Consider the following 3,632-nt stretch of genomic DNA (forward strand, 5'->3'; position numbering starts at 1 on the left):
GGCCGGGTAGCGCAGCGCGAGCGCGCGGTACTGGCGCGCGAGGTCGCGCAGCCGTTCGCGCCACGGCAGCGCGGCGTCGACCGGCACGAGCGAGCGCGACAGCGCGTTCGCGATCGCGCGGCTCAGGCCTTCCTTCGACTTGAAGTGATACAGCACGCTCATCGGGTCGCAGCCGACCGACTGCGCGAGCTTGCGCACGCTGAACGCGGCTTCGCCGACGTCTTCGAGCAGCGCGAGCGCGGCCGCGACGATCGCATCCTTGTCGAGGCCGCGCGGGCCCTGGGCGGGTTTGTCTTTCATCGATGCGGGCTGGCGGGCCGGTGCGGCACCGGCTGTAAACTTGACGAAAGCTTATTCTACACTGTAGAATTATTTCTGCGGTGTAGAAATTGGGTGTCCCGGCACCTCTCAATACGTGCTTTCGCACAGTCCGGGATCCAGGCGGCACGAGCGTGCCCGCCGTCAACACGGGCCATCGCGCCCTTTATCTCGTTGACACCCATGTGGAACCGGCTGCCCCACCCGCGAAGCCAGAAGGCTCTTCGACAGGCGGCCCAAGACCATGCAAGTGCAATCATGACTTTCAACCATCAACCCCTGATCCAGGGCGAATCGCGTTTCGAACCAACGCAACTGAACATCGAAAAAGACAACTGGAACTGGTGCGACCTGGCCCGCTACGACGGCGAGCGCCCGGCGAACTGGTACGAGGCGTCGCTGTCGCGCCACGCGAACGGTGCGCCGCTCGCGCACGATGCCGTATGCGACGTGCTCGTGATCGGCGCGGGCCTGCTCGGCGCGTCGGCCGCGCTGCATCTCGCGGAAGCGGGCGTCGATACCATCCTCGTCGACAAGCACCACGTCGGCTCGGCCGCATCGGGCCGCAACGGCGGGCAGCTCACGCCCGGCCTCGCGCGCTGGGAAGCCGCCGACATGATCGACCACCTGTCGCACGACGACGCGAAGCGGCTGTGGCGCTTTGCATCGGCCGAATCGATGGACCTGATCGACGCGATCGGCGCGCGTTACGCGCTCGAGCTCGACCGCAAGCGCGGCCATATCACGGCCGCGGTCCACCCGGGCCACATGAGCGCGCTGCTTGACGGCGCGGATGCGCGCCGCCATCTCGGCGACGCGGGCGTGACGCTCGTCGGCCGCCATCAGCTGCATGACGACTACGTGCGCTCGGGGCTGTACCACGGTGCGGCGATCGACGCGATCGGCGGGCAGATCCATCCGCTCGCGCTGGTGCGCGGCCTCGTGCACGGCTTCCGGCTGAACGGCGGCGCGCTGTTCGAGGGCACCGAGGTGCTCGAACTCGACGAGACGCCGGAGGGCGTCGTCGCGACGACGCCGGGCGGCACGATCACCGCGCGCAAGGGTGTCGTGCTGGCGCTGCACAACACGACGTTCCGGCTGCTCGACGACGGCGCCGCGACAACCGTGCCGTTCTTTACCTACGTGAGCGTGACGGCGCCGCTCGACGTCGATGTCGCGACACTGATGCCGGCCGGCATGCCCGTGTACGACACGCAGTTCCAGATCGACTACTACCGGCCGGTACGCGGCAACCGCCTGCTGTTCGGCGGGCAGGGCACCGGCACGTGCTGGGCGCAGCCGGACGTGAACGCGTACCTGCTGACACGGCTGAACACGGTGTTCCCGCAGGTCGACGGCCAGTTCGCGCTCGACTACTGCTGGAGTGGCGTGAGCGACTTCACGCTGAACGGCGCAACCGACAGCCGCAAGACCGACGGCCGCGTGCCGATGTACATGGTGCAGGGCTGGAGCGGTCACGGCGTCGCGCAGACGGTGCGGATCGGCAAGGCGATCTGTGACGATTTCGTCGGCCGCAACGACGATTTCTCGATGCTGACCGGCATCGATCACCGTGCGATCCCGCTCGGCCGCCAGTTGTCGCCGATCGCGATTCCCGCCGCGAAGGCAGCAATGAGCGTGATGAGCGCGCTCAACCCGGGGCGGATGATCTCGTTCTGACCGGCTGCGGCAGGCAACAAAAAAGCCCGATGCGATTGCTCGCACCGGGCTTTTTTACATGCGGAGACGGCGGTGCTTACGCGATCCGCTTCGCGAGTTCGACGGCCTTGCCGATGTACGACGCAGGCGTCATCGCGAGCAGGCGGTCCTTCGCATCCTGCGGGATCGCGAGCGTGCCGACGAATTCCTGCAGCGCTTCGCGCGTGATGCCCTTGCCGCGCGTCAGTTCCTTCAGCTGCTCGTACGGGTTCTCGATGCCGTAGCGGCGCATCACCGTCTGCACCGGCTCGGCGAGCACTTCCCAGCAGTTATCGAGATCTTCGTTCAGGCGTGCCGGGTTCACTTCGAGCTTGTCGAGGCCGCGGATCAGCGAGTCGTACGCGAGCAGCGAGTAGCCGAGCGCGACGCCCATGTTGCGCAGCACCGTCGAGTCGGTCAGGTCGCGCTGCCAGCGCGATACCGGCAGCTTGTCGGCGAGGTGGCGCAGCGTCGCGTTCGCGAGGCCCAGGTTGCCTTCCGAGTTCTCGAAGTCGATCGGGTTGACCTTGTGCGGCATCGTCGACGAGCCGATTTCACCGGCCTTCGTCTTCTGCTTGAAGTAGCCGACCGAGATGTAGCCCCACACGTCGCGGTCGAGGTCGAGCAGGATCGTGTTCGCGCGCGCCACGGCGTCGAACAGCTCGGCCATGTAGTCGTGCGGCTCGATCTGGATCGTGTACGGGTTGAACGTGAGCTTCAGGCGGGTCTCGATCACGTCGCGCGAGAATGCTTCCCAGTCGAATTCCGGGTACGCCGAGAGATGCGCGTTGAAGTTGCCGACCGCGCCGTTCATCTTGCCGAGGATCTCGACCTTCTCGATGCGCGTGATCGCACGGGCGAGGCGGGCCGCGACGTTCGCGAGTTCCTTGCCGAGCGTCGTCGGGCTGGCCGGCTGGCCGTGCGTGCGCGACAGCATCGGCTGCTCGGCGTGCGCGTGCGCGAGTGCGACGAGGCGCTGGTAGACCGTGCGCAGCGCCGGCAGGATCACGTGTTCGCGCGCGCCGGCGAGCATCATCCCGTGCGACGTGTTGTTGATGTCTTCCGACGTGCACGCGAAGTGGATGAATTCGCTGGCCTTTTCGAGTTCTTCCTGGCCCTTTACCGATTCCTTCAGCCAGTATTCGACGGCCTTCACGTCGTGGTTCGTCACGCGCTCGATTTCCTTGATGCGGGCGGCGTCGTGCGCGGTGAAGCGCTCGGCGAGCTGCAGCAGGAACTGTTCGGACGCATCGGAGAAGCGCGGGACTTCCGCGAAGCCGGCGCGCGACAGCGCGATCAGCCAGTGCACCTCGACGGTGACGCGGTGGCGCATGAAGGCGGCTTCGGAGAGCCAGTCGCGCAGTGCTTCGGTCTTGCTGGCGTAGCGGCCGTCGATGGGCGAAAGCGCGGTGAGGGCGAAAAGCGTATCGGGACGAGTGTCGGACATGATCGGGCGGGCCTTGGGGCCGGGGCGAGCGAGGGGAAGGAGAATGGGTCGGTCGATCAATCTGGAAGGCAAGGTTGCGCTGGTCACGGGTGCGTCGAGCGGTCTCGGGCAGCGCTTTGCGCAGGTGCTGTCGCAGGCCGGTGCGAAGGTCGTGCTCGCGAGCCGTCGC

General features: G+C 66.8%; 4 protein-coding genes. 2 read left to right on the forward strand and 2 right to left on the reverse strand.

The features are described 5' to 3' along the window. A partial coding sequence (locus G3O06_RS47150) for a TetR family transcriptional regulator (RefSeq protein WP_205820173.1) occupies positions 1–300 on the reverse strand: 300 nt, incomplete at its 3' end. Between the two features lie 276 nt (positions 301–576). On the opposite strand from G3O06_RS47150, the gene G3O06_RS47155 reads away from it, so the two are divergent. Beyond that, entirely contained in the window at positions 577–1,998 is a 1,422-nt protein-coding gene (locus G3O06_RS47155; protein WP_205820174.1) for an FAD-dependent oxidoreductase, read from the forward strand. A 76-nt stretch (positions 1,999–2,074) separates the two neighbouring features. Here G3O06_RS47155 and purB read toward each other — a convergent pair whose 3' ends face one another. After that, a complete protein-coding gene (gene purB, locus G3O06_RS47160) occupies positions 2,075–3,463 on the reverse strand; it encodes an adenylosuccinate lyase (RefSeq protein ID WP_174919082.1) in 1,389 nt (462 codons plus the stop codon). 43 nt (positions 3,464–3,506) lie between these two features. Here purB and G3O06_RS47165 point away from each other — a divergent pair. Then, on the forward strand, positions 3,507–3,632 hold a 126-nt coding region (locus tag G3O06_RS47165; RefSeq protein WP_205820175.1), incomplete at its 3' end, for an SDR family NAD(P)-dependent oxidoreductase.

It is taken from the genome of Burkholderia sp. Ac-20345 (assembly GCF_017104825.1).
Taxonomy (GTDB): domain Bacteria; phylum Pseudomonadota; class Gammaproteobacteria; order Burkholderiales; family Burkholderiaceae; genus Burkholderia; species Burkholderia lata_B.